Genomic DNA, 20,572 nt, shown 5'->3' with positions numbered 1-20,572 from the left:
GCCGTCTGGCTCTATCCTTAACCCTATGAATAAAATCGCCGAACTCAAACGCGCCAAACGCCTGGCGCTCTCACTGTTGCTGATAGCCGCCGCGACGTTTGTAACCACGCTTTTCCTGCCGCCCAGTTTTTGGGTGCTGGGCGTAAAAGCTATTGCCGAAGCGGCGATGGTTGGCGCGCTGGCGGACTGGTTTGCCGTGGTGGCGCTGTTTCGCCGCATTCCCATTCCGTTTATTTCACGACATACGGCGATTATTCCCCGTAATAAAGACCGAATCGGCGAAAATCTTGGGCAATTTGTGCAGGAGAAGTTCCTTGATACGCAGTCGCTGATCGCGCTAATCCGCCGCCATGAACCCGCGCTGCTTATCGGAAACTGGTTCAGCCAGCCGGACAACGCCAGCCGGGTCGGGCAGCATCTGCTGCAAATTATGAGCGGCTTTCTGGAACTGACCGATGACGCCCGTATTCAGCGGCTGCTCAAGCGAGCGGTACATAAGGCGATTGATAAAGTGGATCTTTCCGGCACCAGCGCCCTGATGCTGGAAAGCATGACCAAAAACGATCGTCACCAGGTGTTACTCGATACGCTGATCGCCCAGCTTATCGCCCTGTTACAGCGTGACAGCTCCCGAACATTTATCGCCAGACAGATCATACGCTGGCTGGAGACCGAACATCCGTTAAAAGCGAAGATTCTGCCGACCGAATGGCTGGGAGAACACAGCGCTGAACTGGTCTCCGACGCGGTAAATTCTCTGCTGGATGATATCAGTCACGACCGCGCGCATCAGATTCGTCATGCCTTCGATCGCGCGACGTATAAGCTGATCGATAAACTTAAACATGATCCGGAAATGGCTGCCCGGGCAGAAAACATTAAAAGTTACCTGAAGGAAGATGAGGCATTTAACCGTTATCTCGGCGAGATCTGGGCGGATCTACGCCAGTGGTTAAAAACAGATATCAACGCCGAAGACTCGAAGGTGAAGCAGCGCATCGCTCATGCCGGACAATGGTTTGGCGAGACGCTGATCGCCGACGACGCATTACGCGCCTCGCTTAACGGTCATCTGGAACAGGCCGCGCACCGCGTCGCGCCGGAATTCGCCGCCTTCCTGACGCGCCACATCAGCGATACCGTAAAAGGCTGGGATGCGCGCGATATGTCGCAGCAGATTGAGCTTAATATCGGTAAAGATTTGCAGTTTATCCGCGTGAATGGCACGCTGGTCGGCGGCGCTATCGGTCTGGTGTTATATTTACTGTCGCAAATACCGGCACTGCTCAGTATATAAGAAGGGGAAGGCGCAATTCTCGTTCAGATTAACTGCCAAACCCCGCACGTGAGAGGCATTAATTTAATGCCATTTCCCACCGATGCCCCTCTTCTCAATCCGTTATTCGCCTGCGCTTCACTTTCTTTTCTTGCAAATTTTAAACATTAATTTTACTTTTTATTATCATTTGCAACAACAATCCGGCATTCCTGCCTTACTTTAGCAAAGAGAAAAACCATGGTTCATGCTCAGAGCGCTTCACCTCGCCATCCCATTTTTACGGCGCTTTTCGGTATGATGGTATTGACGCTGGGGATGGGAGTTGGCCGCTTTCTGTATACGCCCATGCTGCCGGTAATGCTGGCGGAAAAGCAGCTAACGTTTAACCAACTCTCCTGGATTGCCAGCGCCAATTATGCAGGGTACCTGGCGGGAAGCTTACTGTTTTCCTTTGGCCTTTTTCATCTCCCCTCTCGTCTACGCCCCATGCTGCTGGCTTCGGCGGTCGCCACCGGTATTCTTATTCTGTCTATGGCGATATTTACTCAGCCCGCGGTCGTCATGTTGGTGCGCTTCCTGGCAGGTGTCGCGAGTGCGGGAATGATGATTTTTGGATCAATGATTGTGTTGCATCATACCCGCCATCCGTTTGTGATCGCCGCGCTCTTTTCCGGCGTCGGGGCCGGGATTGCACTGGGCAACGAATATGTCATTGGCGGTTTACATTATGCGCTTTCGGCCCATTCGCTATGGCTGGGGGCCGGAGCGCTCGCCGGTATATTGCTATTAATCGTGGCAATGTTGATTCCCCCCCGCGCTCATGCGCTGCCGCCTGCGCCCTTAGCAAGAATCGAAAATCAGCCTATGCCCTGGTGGCAACTGGCGCTGTTGTACGGTTTCGCCGGATTCGGCTACATCATTGTCGCTACCTATTTGCCGCTGATGGCGAAAAGCGCGGGCTCTCCGCTACTCACGGCGCATCTTTGGTCGTTGGTCGGCCTGGCGATCATTCCCGGCTGCTTCGGCTGGCTGTGGGCGGCAAAACATTGGGGCGTCCTGCCATGTCTGACCGCGAATCTGTTGATCCAGAGCGCCTGCGTGCTGCTGTCTCTCGCCAGCGACTCGTTGTTTCTGTTAATACTGAGCAGTATTGGTTTTGGCGCCACGTTTATGGGCACAACCTCGCTGGTGATGCCGCTTGCCCGACAACTCAGCGCGCCGGGTAATATTAATTTGTTAGGCCTGGTGACGCTAACGTATGGTATTGGGCAAATTCTCGGTCCGCTCGCCGCCAGTCTGTCAGGCAATGGCGCGTCGGCAATTATCAACGCCACGCTTTGCGGCGCCGCGGCGCTCTTTTTTGCCGCGCTGATCAGCGCTGTGCAGCAGATAAAACAAAAACGGTTTGTGATACGTGAATAAGCGGTAGAGTAAACCCACGCTCTCCGCACCGGGTTGTATCTTTAATGCTATTCGCGGCGCAATGAGGATCTGTTTTTAATAGCACATCCTCAACACGTTATTTCAAGGTAAAGATGCCACTAAAAACTATACTTATTCTATGGTTTTTAGTGTTATCAATCTGCCTATTATTTTATATACCCTTCCTACTTCAAGTGGCTTATGTGTTGGCTACGGATTACCCGGCCCATCCATGGGCCTCGCCCTGACGGGCCGTTGCTCACCCCAGTCACATCGTTATCTATGCTCCTGGGGACTCACTCCCTTGCCGCCTTTAAGCAACTCGAATTATTTTGGCTATATATTCCATTATGATGATTATCGCTCCCTCTCAAATCATCACAATTATAAATAAATCACATCATGAAATTAATTCGATTATTCGTTTTTTATTACCTGCCCGTAGGATTCTTAGGGCGCAAGCTGACCTATCAGCGGCTACTGACCTGACCGTGACAATTCCTCTTAAGGCGTGAAAAATTACAGTAAAAAAGTAAAATTTAGGTTAAAAAATCCTATTTTTTAACAACGATAATTAAGTGGCGTGAAATTGACTAACGTCAAATTTATTTCCCCTTTTTCCTGCTCCCGACTCCGGCCTGCGCCAACACCTGTTTCTTTGCTTTTTTACCTCGCGTTATACCGTCCACGGTTCCCCGCGCCTCCGGCAGTAGCGAAGATGGTGATTTTTCGCGCTGCTATGCAAGAAACGCATAGCACGATACATACTTGCATTTTGCCCTTACCCTCATGACTGATAAGGTCTTTCTGTTTCGGGCTTTTTGGCCTGTGGCTACAACCAACACATCATCAAAAAAATTCGGGGATCGCTATGGCGCAACAAGTGGACGGGGCGGCCATGCCGCTTGATACAGAAAAGGTCGGGATAAAGGGATACCTGGCGTTTTTTCTCACCATTATTTTCTTTTCCGGCGTATTTTCCGGAAGCGAAGGCTGGTGGCGCGTTTTTGATTTTACCGTACTCAACGGGTCATTCGGTCATGTGACCGGTACGCAGACCTTTCGCGGCGCGGGCGGAACGGGCGCGAAAGATGGCTTCCTTTTTGCGCTGGAGCTGGCACCGTCGGTTATCCTTTCTCTGGGTATCATCGCGATTACGGATGGACTGGGCGGTCTGCGGGCGGCGCAGCAATTGATGACGCCTATCCTGAAACCATTGCTTGGCATTCCCGGCATTTGCTCACTGGCGCTGATCGCCAACCTGCAAAATACCGACGCCGCGGCGGGTATGACTAAAGAGCTGGCGCAGGAAGGCGAAATCACCGAACGCGATAAAGTGATTTTTGCCGCCTGGCAGACCAGCGGCAGCGCTATTATCACCAACTATTTCTCCTCCGGCGTTGCGGTATTCGCCTTTCTGGGAACGTCAGTCATCATCCCGCTGGTGGTCATTCTGCTATTCAAATTTATCGGCGCAAACCTTTTGCGCATCTGGATTAACATCGAAGAACGCCGTCACCCTGCGCAAGGAGCCCAATCATGACGACTCAGGTACGTAAGAATGTCATGGATATGTTTATCGATGGCGCACGCCGCGGTTTTACCATCGCCACGACCAACCTGTTACCCAATGTGGTCATGGCATTTGTCATTATTCAGGCGCTGAAAATTACCGGTCTGCTCGACTGGGTAGGCCATATCTGCCAGCCCGTGATGGCGTTGTGGGGGCTTCCCGGCGAAGCGGCTACGGTGCTTCTGGCTTCGCTGATGAGTATGGGCGGCGCCGTTGGCGTGGCGGCCAGTCTGGCTACCGCCGGCGCGCTAAGCGGCCACGATGTTACCGTACTACTGCCAGCCATTTACCTGATGGGAAACCCGGTACAGAATGTCGGCCGCTGTCTCGGTACTGCCGAAGTCAACGCCAAATATTACCCGCATATTATCGCAGTCTGCGCCATCAATGCGCTGCTGTCGATCTGGGTCATGCAGCTTATTGTTTAATAAGGAGTTATCATGCCTGATTTATCCGCCGCGGAGTTTACCTTATTACAGGGTGCGCACCTGTTTGCGCCAGAAGACCGGGGCATCTGCGATGTTCTGCTCGCGAATGGCAAAATTATTGCCGTCGGCGCTGACATCCCCAGCGATATCGTACCGGACTGTACGGTGATTAATCTTAGCGGCCGTATGCTGTGCCCGGGCTTTATCGACCAACACGTTCATCTGATCGGCGGCGGCGGCGAAGCGGGGCCGACGACGCGGACGCCGGAAGTCTCCCTGAGCCGCCTGACGGAAGCCGGGATAACAACGGTCGTCGGCCTGCTTGGCACCGACTCCGTCAGCCGTCATCCCGCGTCGCTGTTAGCCAAAACGCGAGCGCTAAATGAGGAGGGGATCACTGCCTGGATGCTCACGGGCGCTTATCACGTTCCGTCGCCGACCATTACTGGCTCGGTAGAAAAAGACGTCGCGCTGATCGATCGCGTCATTGGCGTGAAATGCGCAGTCTCCGACCACCGTTCCGCCGCGCCCAGCGGGAATCAACTCGCCAGCATGGCCGCTGAATCACGCGTTGGCGGCCTGCTGGGCGGTAAACCCGGTGTCAGCGTTTTTCATATGGGCAGCAGCAAAAAAGGGTTACAGCCGCTGTATGACATCCTGGAAAACAGCGACGTGCCGATCGGTAAACTGCTGCCTACCCACGTCAACCGTAGCGAATCGCTTTTCGAGCAGGCGCTGGCGTTTGCGCTTAAAGGCGGCGTGATCGACATTACCACCAGTATCCCGGATCCCGTCGCGCCGGCGGAGGGCATTGCCAGAGCGGTAAAAGCCGGCGTCCCGCTTTCCCGAGTGACGCTCAGTTCAGACGGTAACGGCAGCCAGCCGCTATTTGACGCTGCCGGAAATCTGACGGGTATCGGCGTCGCAGGCTTCGAAAGTTTGCTGGAGACGTTGCAGACGCTGGTTAACCACTACGGATTCAGCCTGACCGATGCTTTGCGTCCGCTGACGACCAGCGTAGCCGCCTTCCTCAGTCTGGACGGCAAAGGCGAAATCCGTCCCGGTCACGATGCGGATCTGCTCGTCTTTAGCGCAGATTTACGCATTGAGCAGGTGTATGCGCGCGGCAAACGCATGGTCAATGAGGGGAAAGCCTGCGTAAAAGGTACCTTTGAACCGGCGTAATTCCCACTAGTTTCAGGCTGCCCCATCGCGGCATCCTGAAAGAGGACGGGATAAGCGGTTGTCAGCCGCCCGAATGGACGTAGAATGCCCCTTCGGGCGGCTGACAGGATAACGGTAAATGGATGTAACTGGAGCAGGTTTGCACAATATTGAGACAAAATGGCTGTATGATTTTCTGACGCTGGAAAAGTGCCGCAATTTCTCTCAGGCCGCCATTATCCGCAACGTATCGCAACCCGCTTTTAGCCGGCGGATTCGCGCCCTGGAACATGCCGTGGGCGTTGAACTGTTTAACCGACAGGTCTCGCCGCTACAGCTTTCCGAACAGGGTAAAATCTTTCACTCCCAGGTTCGCCACCTGTTACAGCAACTGGAAAGTAATCTGACCGAACTGCGCGGCGGCAGCGATTATACGCTGCGTAAAATCAAGATTGCCGCCGCCCACTCGCTCTCCCTCGGCCTGTTGCCGACCATCGTTAAGCAGATGCCGACGCAGTTTACCTACGCCGTTGAGGCGATAGATGTCGACCAGGCGGTGGATATGTTACGTGAGGGGCAAAGCGATTTTATCTTTTCTTATCACGATGAAAATCTGCAACAAGCGCCGTTTGATAATATCCGCCTGTTTGAGTCGAGACTGTTTCCGGTTTGCGCCAACAATGGCCGGGGCGAGCCGCGCTATACGCTTGAGCAGCCGCACTTTCCCCTGCTTAATTACAGTCAAAACTCCTATATGGGTCGGCTGATAAATCGTACCCTGACTCGCCATGCTGAACTGAGTTTCAGTACATTTTTCGTCTCTTCGATGAGTGAATTGTTAAAACAGGTTGCGATGGACGGCTGCGGAATCGCCTGGTTGCCCGAGTATGCTATCCGTCAGGAGATTACCGACGGACGCCTGATAGTGCTTGATGCCGACGAACTGGTTATTCCGATCCAGGCTTATGCTTATCGCATGAATACCCGCATGAGTCAGGTAGCCGAAACATTTTGGCGCGACCTGCGTGGGCTTCAGGCCTCGCTGTAAACACCTCAGGCGGTAAGGCGTTGTTCCCCGGTCAAAGAGGCGCGAGTGTCTGGCCAGGACTCATACCAACGAATCGCCGCGCGCACCAGCGACGCTGTGGAATCAATCATCGGGCACGCTATCGCGCGTTCATGTCCGGCCACAATAAGCGGAATTTCGGTACACCCCATAATAATTGCCTGAGCGCCACGGGCAATAAGGCTATCGATTTGCGGCAGCAGCAGCGCTTGCGCCGCAGTTTTATCGCCACGTTTAAGCGTATAAATAGCCTGCATTACCAACGCCTGCCCCGCTTCTTCTGGCTGAATTAACGTTAGCCCCCGCGCCAGCGCTTTCTTTTGATATAACCCGGTCGCCAGCGTCGCATTGGTCGCCAGCAGCCCAACGTGCCGCGCCGATGGCGGAATATCCCCCAGGGTGGCGTCCAGGATGCTGATCATTCGCGCTTTCGCGACGTTCTGTAAATCATCAAACCAATAATGTGCAGTGTTGCATGGGATAACGATACACTCCGCCCCGGCGTCTTCCAGCATATGCAGATAACGCTCCAGATAACGGTATGGCGAAGGCCCGCCGGATAACAGACATGCTGTACGATCGGGAATATCAGGGATAGAGCTGACAATGAGCGGGATGTGTTGTTGATCACAACTGGCATGTCGCAATTCAACAAATTTTTCCAACATATCCGCCGTTGCCGCAGGTCCCATCCCCCCCAGTATCCCAATGGTGTGTTTCATCGCTTTTCCCGCTTATTTACGTCAAGGTCAGAAACACACTATCAACTTGATGTGTATATAAAAAATGCCGTTTTATTAGCGGCTATGCGTAAAAATCATAACGGGTGTAATGGCCACGCGTTATCGCCTTTTCAGGCAATCGATTGGTTACATGAGCGCTCATCGACCTTCGCAAGCCGCTAAATGCCATTTCGCTATACAGCATCGCCCACTGCGAGTCCGCAAGCTTGTTTTGTCCTCATCGCCACAGCGCCTGTCGGTGAAGGGGCCGCCGTGTTTTGCTTTTCGACGCTAATGCGGGAATATCCCAGCGAATATGGCTATAAACCAAATCCACGGTCTCCGTGGCGCTGCCTTCGGCGTCGCCATGATTGCTCATGCGTGAAATTCGCACATTGGTGAGCGTATAAATAATAAATGGCAGCATTGCGCCCTTATCACGACGGCATAATGTCAGCACGCCTTCTTTCACCGTTTTCCCGTTACAATAGTGCTCATAGAGGCCAGGCGTAGCAAGATCGACAGGCTTTGTCAGCGTCAATCCTCCAATATATGTCCCTCTCGCTTCGCCGGACTCCCGTTTCGTCGGGTTGTGGTTGTAAGCAATAAGTTTTATTTGGTTTTCAAAACCTTTGATCCGGCTTTCGCCTTCAATACCGTCCAGTTTTAAATAGATGGCGTCCATCCCCCCTCCGTGATTATCATGCGGCAAAGCAGGCTGACAAGGACGGAACGCCAACAATGAAAGAACGTTCCATTTTCCAGCCATTTCGTTGGTGTCTCTGTATACCAGATTAAATACCGACAATCTGCTATAACTGGATTCTTGCTAAATACCTTCTGCCATCAACAATCCATTTTACAATAGCGCTACTGACCTGAAATCTATTACGCCAGGCATTCAAGCATCGTTTCCTGAATAACCATAGCCGCTATAAGAACCATATCAAAAAAGAAATATCAATATCATTTCTTATTTTTATCCGAGAAATTACTTAATTACACCGAATCGGAATATAGACAATTCTTATTCCTTTTCACATCAATGGGTTTTTTAGACTTTTGTCATATCGAAAACAACCATTCCAATAGAACATATTTACTATGTGAATATATTTAATGTTTTTATCGCGCACAGTGTTATCACAGTAATAAATGATTTGCATCAAAAATGCGCCTTTCAGCGCCACGTATTTTTGGGCAGCAAATTATAAAATCGCGTTTCAAAGTCAGTAACATGTTCTCTGTTCAGGCGATATGACTTTATGCCCGGACGACACGCCAGCCGCTTTACCCTTACGTTTAGTCGTGATACGTTAGATCACATGAACACGAAACGATCCAACGCTACGCAACGTCATCTCCGCTGGTGGCTGCCTTCCTGAAGGCGGCACGGATCACTATCCCTCTTTAAGTAGCCGCCGAAAGGCGGCTACTGCGTTTCGGGACGTCTTTCGGCTTTACAGCAAGCATAAAGGAGTCCTTAATGAACACCCTTCCTATCATTCTGACTGGCGATCGCCCCACCGGCTCGCTGCACCTCGGCCATTATGTCGGTTCACTGCGCCAGCGCGTCGCGCTACAGCAGGATCACCAACAGTATGTCCTGATTGCCGACCTGCAGGGACTCACCGATAACGGCAGTAATCCGCAAAAAATCCGCGATAATATTCCGCAGGTGTTAGCTGACTATCTGGCCGTCGGCATCGATCCCGCGCTAACGACGATCTGCCTGCAATCCGCGTTACCCGCCCTCGCTGAATTAACGGTGCTGTATATGAATATTGTTACCGTCGCCCGAGTGGAGCGTAATCCTACGGTAAAAAATGAGATTGCCCAAAAAGGCTTTACCCGTTCCCTGCCGGTCGGGTTCATGGCGTATCCCATTAGCCAGGCGGCAGATATCACCGCCTTTAAGGCCGAAATGGTACCGGTTGGCGACGACCAATTGCCCATGATTGAGCAAACGAATGAGATCGTTCATAAGATGAATAGTCTTTTCTCCTCGCCGGTATTGCGACCCTGTCAGGCGCTCCTGAGCGATACGGGCCGTCTGCCAGGCATTGACGGCAGCGCCAAGATGTCGAAATCGCTCGGCAATACCCTGCTTCTTTCCGCCAGCGAAGAGACCATCCACCGTGCGGTCAGCGCGATGTACACCGATCCCAATCATTTAAAAATTAGCGATCCGGGAAAAATAGAAGGTAACGTCGTCTTTACGTGGCTGGATGCGTTCCATCCGGATAAAGCCAAAGTCGCGGCGATGAAAGCACATTATCAACAAGGCGGATTAGGCGATCGTGTCTGTAAAAATGAGCTGGAGACCTGCCTGCAAGAACTGATCGCGCCAATACGCGAACGACGGGCAACCTTTATTGCGGATAAGGGAATGCTAATGGAATTGCTGAAAAAAGGTAGCGAGCGGGCGCATGAGGTCACTCAAAAGACGCTACAGGAAGTAAAACGTGGACTGGGTCTGCCCACGCTATTCCAGGTATAATCAGGCATCAACGTTGTCCAGCGGCCATGACTCAAACAAATAGCCATCAAAGTAGATGTCATCAACATTGGAAAACTCCAGCAGACGCTGCTTCACGTTTTCCAGGTGCTGCCACATCGCCAGCTTCGCTGCGCGGGCGTCTTTCTTAATTAACGCCGCGAGGATCTGCTTATGATCGACCAGCCACTCCTTACGGTAAAGCGTATCGCCCAGATGGCTATGAAGCTGGAGCCACATCGGATTATTTTCACGCCATTGCCAGGACTGACGGAAGAGCTCGACCAACATACTGTTATGGGTCGCTTCGGCAATGGCCAGATGAAACTGCATATCGCCGCTTTCTGAGCCGCCCGGCGCGCTGGAGGCGAGCTCTCGCTCTTCCAGTTGTAACGCCTGGCGCATTTTAATGATGTCTTCGCGGGTGGCCTGCAGAGCGGCAAATTCAGCGATATTGCTTTCCAGCAACTGACGCGCCTGTAACAGTTCAAACGGCCCGGCGTCATTACAGTGATTGACGTCAGCGCCTTCCATCTCGTTATTATCCGCGCTGTCGAGCACGTAGATCCCGGCGCCGCGGCGGACTTCAACCAGACCTTTAATTTCCAGCATGATCAGCGCTTCACGCACGACGGTACGCGTCACATTGAGCCTCTCAGCGATCTCTCTTTCCGGCGGCAAGCGCTCCCCGGGGCGGTACGGCGTCTGCACAATCAGATTCCGTATCATTGCGCCCACTTCCTGGTAAGGTCTTTGCTGAGAAGTGTTTGATTTCATATTGGTCGTGCCCGTCCGATGCGATTTCCCGGTATCAGACTATAGCATTTGTAAAGAGGGATAGCACGCGTAGCACACCAAAAACGCGAAACTGGTCAACCAACAAAACAATAATGCGCCCCGTTTCGCTAGTGAAGCCAGATAAAAGGAAAGGCAGTAGACAATACACAACTGATGTTCCACCTTTAGCCCTGATGCCTGAATATGAACAGCATATTGGTTTACCAATATAAAATTTATCAACCAAAAATCAGGCCATAAAATGTGTCTGTACATTGACAGGAATAATGCCTCTGACATAGCGTGATCGGCGAAAATCCAGCCGCTCTCTTTGTATCAAGAACGCGTTATGATAAAAGACACCGTGTTTTTCGCCCCAGGCGTATCCGGGGGAAGCAACGCCTCCAGTTTGTCGAGCCGCCATCGCCGGGCAGCGATTATTCTGCATGAAATTTATGGTATTAACGCTCATATCCAACGCGCAGGCCATGAATGGATGACGCGCGGATTCGATATTTATATTCCCGCGCTGTTTCCTCACCATACCCCCTTTCGCTATGAACAGCAGGAGGAGGCTTACCGTCACTTTTCAGCAAATGTCGGCTTTGATCCCGCCGTCGTTACCACATTACTCCACGATCTCAGAACGCAGTACGAGACGCTAATCGTCGTAGGATATAGCGTCGGCGCAACGCTCGCATGGCTAAGTGCAGCCAGTGGGTTATGTGATGGCGTCATTTGCTATTACGGTTCCCGTATACGCCAGTACCTTCATCTTGCGCCTCTCTGTCCGGCACTGGTTATTATCGCGCGTTATGAGCCGGCGTTTGATCCCCTCGCCATGCGACAGGCGCTGGAAAAGCGCCCCCGGGTGCAGTGTAAAATGTACGATGCGCGGCACGGGTTCTGTGATGCTGATAGCGCCACCTTCGATGCCGCCTTATCGCATCAGGTAATGGACGATGTGAGCGCATTTATTCGCGACATCACTTGTGCAAACACATCGCCCGATTGAAGCCAGATTTTCAGCTTTAGTGGAGACTTTTTTCAACGAGCTGTTCCAGTTTTTTCAAAGCCTGTATATCTGCGGCATCAAGACCATAACGTTGCAGCGTTTCAGCGGGATGATAACTGACTAACGTTCGCCCATCGGCTTGCTGGCTAATGAGCACCCGAAACGGTAAATCCAGTGCCAGTTCGGGATGCGCCAGCATGAGAGGCGTTCCGCCTTTAGGATTGCCAAAGACCAGAACCGTTGTCGGCGGCATTTTCAGGTTAACATTCTGTGCCGCTCTGGCATGATCAAATTCCCCAAATAACACCAGACCGTGATCGGCGACAGCGTGCATCAACCGCGCTCGGGTCTGCAAATAGTCATAAGCGCTGTAGGTTTTAACCATGGTTATCGCTCCATCCTCCGTTGCAAAGCCAGGCCTTATTAAGATTAACATCAGGGTTACCGCCAATAAAAAAGGCTTTAAAATAGTACTCATTCTTCTCTCTCCCTGACCCAATACCCATGAGTAAATACGACACAGATGATATGCTGTTTAAAAATCAGTCATCGTACTGTACCCCTTATTATTGCACTGAACAGCTCATCACTAAAAAAACAGACGGCAGAACAAAAAATTCCGACGTCTGAACAAATTTAAATAACGATGATCCAGTCTGACTGAGCGACAGCGCGATCATTATTATGGCGCGACACCATCTTCTTCAGCCCGCTGGGTAAGAAAGAATATACTCCGCTCAGTAAGATAATAGATACTACAGGCCAACTCTTCAGAGATACGGAGCATCATTGCGTAGTGATGATGCGATTTTTCTGGCGCCATCGGCAGAAATATTTCTGACTCCAGCACGTTACTTAAAAAATGAAATTTATGTGCATATTCAGCAGATATAACGCCTCTCGCCATCAGATTAGTCATTAAGGTATTTAAACTATCTTGTTCATGATATACGATACCTTTTCTCTCATGAATTCTGAGAAGAACGCTTCTGAAGACTGCATGACATTCCTTTACGACACAGGCAAAATCATTAAGCATCAGGCGATTATACGCTTCCATAAGATCATATTCGACAAAGCCATACTCTCCAGGGGAGTACAAATAATAACATATGTTTTTAAGCCGTTTTATTCTGCGCAACCTTACAATCCTACCATTTTCATATCGATATTTTAAACTATGCTCATGAAATATATTATTTAATTCACTAATCGCCTTATCCGGTTCTAACCCAAGCGTAACTTCATAGGTCCGAAGGTAGGTATCTATATAGTTAAAAGCAAGCTCAATGGCATCAATATGCTTTCTTTTATCATCTGTTTTTAATAACAGATTACTCATTTCATCCAGATATGACGTTGAATGCGCATATAAGGTGAATAAGCCATACTCTTTGCGCAACGTTTTACATATTCTTCGATAAACTTCGTCAGAATGACTATTATGATAGCAGTATAATGTCATATCATAGAAAGAGGAGCAGTTTCCTAGCGTATTGATAATCAATAAGATTATTTGCTCGCGTATTTCTAACGGAATATCTTCATATAACAGATCGCTATGCCTTAGTGAGTATGGTCTAAAGGTGTGCATTCCTCCCCCTGTAACCGCAACAGAAAAAATTACGCTATGAATAGCGCCACATTACTCTAATTCAGTGGTTCAGGTATTAATATCAGCTCAACAGTGAGCCATTTTTTCTTATTTTTTAATGGTGTTGCGTGAATATTTATTTACTCTACAGATAATTGTAACCCATCGCCCTTTGTCATTCTGCTGATCATCACTGGTGCGAAAACGTCTGGATTATCCATGGCATTCAGTCTTCACTGAATGCCACAGACAAGGGTTATTCAACTAATGCTCACCTGTCCCTTAGTCCTTCTTTCATTCCGTTGCGTCGTTGCCATACCAGCACACTTAAACGTAAGGTGAGCTTATTGTTTTTATCGACGGGTCAGAACAATCCTTCGCCGGTCATACAGTGTTTCAACAGAGAGCTGCAAATCATATTTTGCATTCTTCAGTTTTCGCGATTTAAGCATTTTCACCGTGACGCCACTTATTTGCCCTGTTTCAATCCGTCTCTTGATTTCGGCTGCGCTTAACAGGAGTTGCTTCTTCAAAATCGACAGCAGGCTGACCTGAAAAGAACGGGAAATCCTGACGCTAACACTGACCTGCTTGTGGGAGGCGATACTGACCAGCCACCGTTCCTGAATGTGAAAATCAGGCGGCCCCGATAATTCAGCATTGTTTCGCTTCAGGATCGCGTTGTCATAAGCAAAATATTGCACCGTGGCGGCATCATTCGCCATCAGTCGGCCATAAAGATCGCGGTTAATTTTGCTGACTGGCAGGCGCGAGAACAGGGAGATATTCCAGGTGTAATCGCAGTGTGTGCATTTATAGATACTCCAGACATCGAGTACCTTCTTTTGCGAATTAACCCGAAATGCCCCAGAAGGCGTGAAGTCCCGTTTTACGCTGCATGAAGGGCAACGTTTCGCTATGCGCTGATACCCCACAGGAGTGACAGTCCATATGACTTTCATAACGTACCTTTTTTAACCCATACAAAACCGGATCCGAACTCAGCGGACCATAAATGTTTATGTATGAAAAATATTTAAGTGATATTTTTCAGTGGGTTAAAAAAAGATTTCCAACGCTACAACCCTGTCAATGGCCAAAAGATACGCCGAGATTATCAAAGCGGCCATTATCGGGTATATGAGTTTAATCAATATTCATTATGGTAGCGGCGGGATCTATTCAACTGACTTACTAAACGCATGATCCTCCCTTTGAGATCACACTTTTCACTCCCGGTTATTCACTTACAGAAATCAGGTGTTATCATTCACGACGTAAATACCTTTCAACTCAACCCGAGGCTTTGATGCTGGAGAATGTCATCATCCGATAATCAGTTCCCCGACCTTTTCAGGCCGGACTGATTATCAATGCGCCGAAATCGAATGCGGACACCGCAGTGTGTTTGCACGTTTTGCCTATGATGATTACACAGGTTCTTCAGTATGAATTTATCCCGTCAGGAACAACGTACCTTACACGTTCTCGCCAAAGGCGGACGCATTACGCACATCCGCGATGCGTCAGGCCGCGTCACCGCCGTTGAGTGCTATAGCCGCGAAGGGCTGTTGCTCGCCGATTGCACGCTCGCTGTATTCAAAAAACTCAAAACCAAAAAGCTGATCAAATCCGTTAACGGTCAGCCCTACCGCATTAATACAACCGGACTGAACAACGTTCGCGCCCAGCCTGACAATCGCTAAGGAGATGATGATGGATATCAGCGCCGTTATTTTTGCAACGCATCGCATTCGGCTATTACCCGATGAAAGCAAAATCCCCTGGGACGAGCCAGCCTTCAGCCAACGCATGCTGGAAAATCATCTGTCGCAGGACCACGACTGGGCCAGCCGCCGGCTAACCGTGATTGAGCAACAGGTAACATGGATTACCCGTCAGTTACCCGCTGGCGCCCGCATTCTGGATCTCGGCTGTGGACCCGGTTTTTATACCCGCCTGTTAGCGGAGCGTGGGTTTCACTGCACAGGCGTAGATTTCTCTCCGGCATCCATCACATGGGCTCGCCAGCAGGCGCAAGCCGCAAACCTGAATATTGACTACATTCAGCAGGATATTCGTACATACCACCCCACGGAACCTTTTGATTTCATTATGATGACGTTTGGGGAACTGAATGTCTTTAGCGATGCGGATGCGCAAAGCCTTATCAGTCATTGCGCGCAGTGGTTGAAACCGGATGGCAAACTGCTTGTTGAAGTGCATACCTTCGATGAAGTTAAACGCCAGGGCATGGCGCAGCCAGGCTGGCAGCGTTGTCCGCACGGCCTGTTTCTTGCCGTGCCTCATCTGCTGTTAACGGAAAATGCCTGGGATGAAGAGGCCCAAACCAGCTCAACGCAGTTCTGGGCGATAGCGGAAAACGGCTGTACCACCCGTTTCGGCAGTCAAATGAAGGCCTGGCGCGATGATGAATATATCAGCCTGCTTGGTGATGCTGGCTTCACTGTGTTGCAGCGCCCGGACAGTCACACCTGGCCGGTCGGCGAGACTTTTGCAGGCAAGCTGTTTGCGCTGCTGGCTGAAAAAGCCCCTCCCGCTGAGGGAATCGCCCTCAGTAAAAGGAATAACCCAATGGATATCCCACGTATTTTTACCATTAGCGAAAGCGAACACCGTATCCATAATCCGTTTACAGCGGAAAAGTACGCCACGCTGGGCCATGCGTTACGCATGAAGCCAGGCACGCGGATTCTCGATCTCGGTAGCGGCTCGGGTGAGATGCTCTGCACCTGGGCTCGCGATTACGGTGTTACAGGTACTGGCATTGACATAAGCCCGCTCTTCACCACACAGGCAAAACAACGTGCAGAAGAGCTCGGCGTCAGTGAATACGTACATTTTATTCATAACGACGCGGCCGGTTATATCGACGAGGAAAAATATGACGTGGCGGCCTGCGTAGGCGCTACCTGGATTGCGGGCGGTGTCGCGGGGACAATAGATCTGCTGGCCAAAAGCCTCAAACCTGGCGGGATCATTCTCATCGGTGAACCGTACTGGCGTCGGATCCCCGCAACGGAAGAGATCGCCCACGCCTGTGGCGTCTCATCCGTCGCCGATTTTCGTCCCCTGCCCGAGTTGGTCGCCTTTTTTGACCAACTTGGCTATGACGTAGTGGAAATGGTGCTGGCGGACCCGCAAGGCTGGGACAGATATGAAGCCGCGAAGTGGATGACCATGCGCCGCTGGCTGGAGGAAAACCCTGACGATGAGTTTGCGCAGGAGGTTCGAACAGAACTGACGGTAGCCCCCAAACGTCACGTCACCTGGACGCGAGAATACTTTGGCTGGGGCGTATTTGCGTTAATCGCGCGATAACGTAAAGCAGGAGGTATACCCTACAAGAGGTATACCTCCGTTTAAAAGTATGCAACAAATTAACACGGCTCAAGGCGGGAATATATCGTCTTAGAGACTATCCCACCAGGCGTTATTGGCGCAGCCAGTTTGGACACGGACAGCGCGCAAAAACCGGAGCGTACACGTAGTACGTGAGGATTTTGAGCACTGCCCAGGTCCAAAATGGCAAGTAAAATAGCCCTAATGGGATAGGCTCTTAATTTCGCCATTAAGTTTCTGCCACAATATGTCGCAAGACGTGCAAGCGTTCCACCTCACCTGATGAGCGAAACCACCATCAATAAGACGTTATTGCTGCGATTCAATTATTAAAAATAAAAAAAGAACCAGAAGAAAATTAAAAAATGACTTACCCACCATATTAGCCATTGTTAAAATCAAAGTAATCCTCCGTAAAAGCTGGAACTTTTTATTTCTCATAGACGAGAATTTATATATTATGATATAATACGGCAGAAAAACATGCAGGTTATTAACCTGCCATTAATGTAAATAATTCTTTGAGGAGATGTTTCCAGTGGGACGTAAATGGGCAAATATTGTTGCTAAAAAAACGGCTAAAGACGGTGCAACGTCTAAAGTATATGCAAAATTTGGTGTAGAAATCTATGCTGCGGCTAAACAAGGTGAACCAGACCCGGAATCAAACTCAGCTTTAAAATTCGTTATTGAACGTGCGAAACAAGCACAGGTTCCAAAACATGTTATTGATAAAGCCATTGATAAAGCCAAAGGTGGCGGAGATGAAACGTTCGTGCAAGGGCGTTATGAAGGCTTTGGACCCAATGGTTCAATGGTTATCGCTGAAACGTTGACGTCTAATGTTAACCGTACGATTGCTAATATCCGCACAATTTTTAATAAAAAAGGCGGGAATATCGGAGCGGCAGGTGCTGTCAGCTATATGTTTGACAATACTGGAGTGATTGTATTTAAAGGAACAGACCCTGACCATATTTTCGAAATTTTGCTTGATGCTGAAGTTGATGTTCGTGATGTAACCGAAGAAGAAGGAAACATCGTTATTTATACTGAAGCTACAGACCTGCACAAAGGAATTGCAGCTCTAAAAGCAGCTGGAATTACTGAATTTTCAACAACAGAATTAGAAATGATTGCTCAATCAGAAGTTGAACTTTCACCAGAAGATTTAGAAATCTTTGAAGGACTTGTTGATGCCCTTGAAGATGATGATGATGTGCAAAAAGTATATCATAACGTTGCAAACCTCTAATTATAAATTAAACAAATCTGTCTCTATGGCAGATTTGTTTAATTTATAAAGCTGTTATAAAAAAGTCTATCTGGCCGGGATCTCAAAAAATGCCTGGAACTAAAATGGGTCTATTTACATCTCCATCGCCGCCATGCTGAAGCTGATGGGGTAAAGATTTCCTTACTGAACTGATTTTACGCCCGTAACCGGGCACCATTTTTCAGATACAAATAATGCTTAATTTGTAACTATATAAACTAGTTAATCTGCTCATCTTCTTTACGAATATATGGACCAAAAGCCCAAGAATCATAATAAGGATGATAAATGAGTGTTTCATCAAACCGAACACTATAGGTTAATTTTTTAATGTTTTTACGCACTGCGCTTACACTAGGCAAACAATAAAGATAGTTAAGAAATTTTTCAATTGTTATCTCCCCTGTGCAATGCTCATAACCATCAATAATATTTTTTATTCTATCTCCTTCTTCATTGTTTTGGAAAATCACCCCTGGCACACGTTGAAGAAAACTAGATAACGAATATTTATCGACAACAAACACATTATCGGAATGATATTTCCCTCCAAGCATAGTTGTTGTGACAATAATTTTATGAACACCTTTCGGTTGCCAATCTACCGGGAGATTGAACTCATTAATAATGATATCAAGATGGTTAAGATAGTGTGTTGAAATTCTGTCGATTTGTTCAATATAAGACCGCAATAATTTATTATTACCATCATAAATTAATGAACTATCTCCAATAATATTACACAATTGTTGATAATACTTGCCATAATAAATCGGCTGCCCATTTGATTTAAGCTCTGTAAAAATCAAATGATCATCAATAAGCATTACGCAATCACACTGAAAATTAGCATGTGTTTCAATGGGAGATGCTTTAATCCCAGCTGCACGAACCTGTCTTAAAAATTGCTGTTCATGGAATCGCCCCTTACCTGCCTGAGAGATTTTTTTGATCCAAATAACGACATTAAAGAACGTGTAGCAGAACTATGTGCTATTAATGCTGGCATTAAGCATAATCCATCTACACAGGGAATGAATGGACAATCATTAAGATCATGTGACTTTGAATTAAAAGTAAAATAACCAATAACTTTTTTCGCCACATCCTCCGCCATACCTTTCCGTTTAAAAAAAGATAACCAATTTTCACGACTCTTTATTATCAGCCATCTGTCTACCTGTAATGGTATAGGTTTTTTGGAGGAAAATCTTTTCCTCAACTCTTCTTTGGATAACTCAACTAAACATTGATAAGCATGTACCCAATTATATAGTGATACATTACCATATTCTTCATGTAGATCGTCAGGTGACATATTTTCTAACTCACTTAAATGATGTGAGCTATAAATACCTTCAGGATTTAAATAAGAAGGCATACGGTTCTTAGCCCATTGCCTTAATTTAAGACCTTTTTTGCTTGAAGTGTGCATCTCACTATATAAATTAGATTCTCTCATCATCAATCTATTTCGGGCAATTTCATAGTCCTGATATAAACAAGAACCATTGACATCAAGAGAATATGTATCATTATCTTTTTTAGTAAATTCCGCATTACTCAATCTAAAAAAGTCACTTACCCTACTTAATGAGTCAAAAACATTCCATTCATCAAGATATTTTCTCATTGAAAGCAGAGTTTCTTTATCTATACGACAATTTAATTTTAAGGGTTCATTAGTACGTAAATGAGAGAATATTCTCCCAGAATAAGTCGCCACCTCATCAAATGCTCTATTCAACGTTCTGAAATACTCAATATCAGGTTCAGCATTAATATCTATATTTTCAGAGATAATAAACAAGGGGAAATTTTTCTTTACTTTGTTTATATCTTTTACCGTTATTAGTGATGATAGTGAAGATAAAAACATTTCACAAAACAGGATAAGATTAAGTGTTAATGAGTGTGTTCTCTTAATATCTTTACGCCAAATATTATTACATTTCGCAGACTTAAAGAAAGCGTTATTGACATCATGCATTATTTTACATTGGCGTTCAAATTCAGATATTAAATCAATATATTCAGGAAACACATTCATCAATCCATTAACGCATAATTTAAACGTATTATTATATTCTTCCTCGATCTGAAATGAGTATCTATTTAAATAAATAGAAGATATTCTTAAAACATCCAGAGCCATATTAACATTGACATCTTTTCTTTTTATATATTCACCAAAGAAACAACAAAACTCATTGGTATCCTTGGCTATATTAATGATTCTATTAACATCGTAAACCTTACTCATGACCTTTACCCTTCTAATATTTATAGGTTATTTTAAAGCAATCCTCCACGCTAAAAAGTGATTTACCTCGAATATATCAAACCTTATAGAGCATAAAATAAAAAATCCGCAACAGTAGGTAAATAAAAAACCA

General features: G+C 47.8%; 17 protein-coding genes and 1 pseudogene. 11 read left to right on the top strand and 7 right to left on the bottom strand.

Annotated features, from left to right (window positions below; genetic code table 11):
- The first annotated feature begins 25 nt into the window (after nt 1–25).
- The 6 genes from J4613_RS07665 to hypT all read left to right on the top strand — a co-directional run bounded on the left by J4613_RS07665 (nt 26) and on the right by hypT (nt 6,914).
- Nucleotides 26–1,297, top strand: a complete 1,272-nt coding sequence (locus tag J4613_RS07665; RefSeq protein ID WP_001033033.1) for a DUF445 domain-containing protein — start codon at nt 26–28, stop codon at nt 1,295–1,297.
- A 219-nt stretch (nt 1,298–1,516) separates the two neighbouring features.
- Nucleotides 1,517–2,701, top strand: coding sequence for a YbfB/YjiJ family MFS transporter (locus tag J4613_RS07660; RefSeq protein WP_000233264.1), 1,185 nt, complete (start codon nt 1,517–1,519; stop codon nt 2,699–2,701).
- Nucleotides 2,702–3,572: 871 nt separating this feature from the next.
- Entirely contained in the window at nt 3,573–4,244 is a 672-nt protein-coding gene (locus J4613_RS07655) for a nucleoside recognition domain-containing protein (protein ID WP_000068750.1), read from the top strand.
- The gene (locus J4613_RS07650; RefSeq protein WP_000211979.1) at nt 4,241–4,702 is read left to right on the top strand and encodes a YjiG family protein; all 462 of its coding nucleotides are present in this window, start codon (nt 4,241–4,243) and stop codon (nt 4,700–4,702) included. The genes J4613_RS07655 and J4613_RS07650 overlap by 4 nt, the downstream gene beginning before the upstream one ends.
- A 12-nt stretch (nt 4,703–4,714) precedes the next feature.
- Entirely contained in the window at nt 4,715–5,887 is a 1,173-nt protein-coding gene (gene iadA, locus J4613_RS07645) for a beta-aspartyl-peptidase (protein ID WP_079944408.1), read from the top strand.
- 118 nt (nt 5,888–6,005) lie between these two features.
- Entirely contained in the window at nt 6,006–6,914 is a 909-nt protein-coding gene (gene hypT, locus J4613_RS07640) for a hypochlorite stress DNA-binding transcriptional regulator HypT (RefSeq protein WP_031605805.1), read from the top strand.
- 5 nt (nt 6,915–6,919) lie between these two features.
- Here the strand turns inward: hypT and J4613_RS07635 are convergent, their stop codons facing one another.
- Together J4613_RS07635 and J4613_RS07630 are read right to left on the bottom strand one after the other, a co-directional pair.
- The gene (locus J4613_RS07635; protein WP_000683251.1) at nt 6,920–7,654 is read right to left on the bottom strand and encodes an aspartate/glutamate racemase family protein; all 735 of its coding nucleotides are present in this window, start codon (nt 7,652–7,654) and stop codon (nt 6,920–6,922) included.
- A gap of 238 nt (nt 7,655–7,892) precedes the next feature.
- A complete protein-coding gene (locus J4613_RS07630) occupies nt 7,893–8,423 on the bottom strand; it encodes an Hcp family type VI secretion system effector (protein WP_000907671.1) in 531 nt (176 codons plus the stop codon).
- A gap of 717 nt (nt 8,424–9,140) precedes the next feature.
- Between J4613_RS07630 and trpS the strand changes: the two genes are divergently transcribed.
- The gene (trpS, locus tag J4613_RS07625) at nt 9,141–10,154 is read left to right on the top strand and encodes a tryptophan--tRNA ligase (protein WP_001094611.1); all 1,014 of its coding nucleotides are present in this window, start codon (nt 9,141–9,143) and stop codon (nt 10,152–10,154) included.
- On the opposite strand, the gene uxuR is transcribed toward trpS, so the two are convergent.
- Nucleotides 10,155–10,928 carry a Uxu operon transcriptional regulator gene (uxuR, locus tag J4613_RS07620; RefSeq protein ID WP_080083474.1) on the bottom strand — a complete coding sequence of 258 codons (774 nt, stop codon included), beginning with the start codon at nt 10,926–10,928 and terminating at the stop codon, nt 10,155–10,157.
- 349 nt (nt 10,929–11,277) lie between these two features.
- On the opposite strand from uxuR, the gene J4613_RS07615 reads away from it, so the two are divergent.
- Nucleotides 11,278–11,943: a dienelactone hydrolase family protein gene (locus tag J4613_RS07615; RefSeq protein ID WP_001610027.1), complete on the top strand. Its 666-nt coding sequence runs from the start codon at nt 11,278–11,280 to the stop codon at nt 11,941–11,943.
- Nucleotides 11,944–11,959: 16 nt separating this feature from the next.
- Here J4613_RS07615 and J4613_RS07610 read toward each other — a convergent pair whose 3' ends face one another.
- The 3 genes from J4613_RS07610 to J4613_RS07600 all read right to left on the bottom strand — a co-directional run bounded on the left by J4613_RS07610 (nt 11,960) and on the right by J4613_RS07600 (nt 14,499).
- Nucleotides 11,960–12,421 carry a DUF302 domain-containing protein gene (locus J4613_RS07610; RefSeq protein ID WP_001654330.1) on the bottom strand — a complete coding sequence of 154 codons (462 nt, stop codon included), beginning with the start codon at nt 12,419–12,421 and terminating at the stop codon, nt 11,960–11,962.
- Between the two features lie 204 nt (nt 12,422–12,625).
- Complete coding sequence (locus J4613_RS07605; RefSeq protein ID WP_000556765.1) at nt 12,626–13,537, bottom strand: hypothetical protein; 912 nt, start codon at nt 13,535–13,537, stop codon at nt 12,626–12,628.
- 353 nt (nt 13,538–13,890) lie between these two features.
- A complete protein-coding gene (locus J4613_RS07600; protein WP_000864861.1) occupies nt 13,891–14,499 on the bottom strand; it encodes a DUF1062 domain-containing protein in 609 nt (202 codons plus the stop codon).
- A gap of 486 nt (nt 14,500–14,985) precedes the next feature.
- On the opposite strand from J4613_RS07600, the gene J4613_RS07595 reads away from it, so the two are divergent.
- The 3 genes from J4613_RS07595 to J4613_RS07585 all read left to right on the top strand — a co-directional run bounded on the left by J4613_RS07595 (nt 14,986) and on the right by J4613_RS07585 (nt 18,155).
- Entirely contained in the window at nt 14,986–15,243 is a 258-nt protein-coding gene (locus J4613_RS07595; RefSeq protein WP_001054380.1) for a YjhX family toxin, read from the top strand.
- Between the two features lie 4 nt (nt 15,244–15,247).
- On the top strand, nt 15,248–16,879 hold the full coding sequence (locus J4613_RS07590) for a methyltransferase domain-containing protein (protein ID WP_000979792.1): 1,632 nt from the start codon (nt 15,248–15,250) through the stop codon (nt 16,877–16,879).
- Nucleotides 16,880–17,438: 559 nt separating this feature from the next.
- A complete protein-coding gene (locus J4613_RS07585; protein WP_000532939.1) occupies nt 17,439–18,155 on the top strand; it encodes a YebC/PmpR family DNA-binding transcriptional regulator in 717 nt (238 codons plus the stop codon).
- A gap of 239 nt (nt 18,156–18,394) precedes the next feature.
- Here J4613_RS07585 and J4613_RS07580 read toward each other — a convergent pair.
- Nucleotides 18,395–20,439 (bottom strand): annotated as a pseudogene (locus tag J4613_RS07580) (hypothetical protein).
- Between the last annotated feature and the right edge of the window lie 133 nt (nt 20,440–20,572).

The sequence above is a fragment of the Salmonella sp. 32020114201800008SM genome (assembly GCF_017572025.1).
Lineage (GTDB): Bacteria > Pseudomonadota > Gammaproteobacteria > Enterobacterales > Enterobacteriaceae > Salmonella > Salmonella enterica.
This window is presented reverse-complemented; position numbering and strand designations above follow the sequence as displayed.